1 pseudogene is annotated in these 221 nt (G+C 57.0%); it reads right to left on the reverse strand.

What is annotated here, in order from left to right:
* Nucleotides 1–50 precede the first annotated feature (50 nt).
* Nucleotides 51–221: pseudogene (locus tag FD01_RS16950) on the reverse strand (IS30 family transposase); the annotation flags it as partial.

Here is a 221-nt window from a genome sequence, read left to right on the forward strand (position 1 = left end):
ACCCCATGGCACGACACCGTGAGATGAACTGTTATCTTTGATGAGTTGAGTTAGCTGGCTACGACTACCTTGGCAGCTCGTCGCTGAGCTCGAGCGCGCTCAGCGACGAAGACTTCCTCGGTCGTCCGATATCTGAGTTGGCGACGAGGGAGGCGGTTGAGCCGATCTTGAGTTTCGGCGACAGCTTGTGGGCTGACAGCGTCTAGGGATTCACCTTTGGG

The sequence above is a fragment of the Lacticaseibacillus manihotivorans DSM 13343 = JCM 12514 genome (assembly GCF_001435035.1).
GTDB lineage: Bacteria > Bacillota > Bacilli > Lactobacillales > Lactobacillaceae > Lacticaseibacillus > Lacticaseibacillus manihotivorans.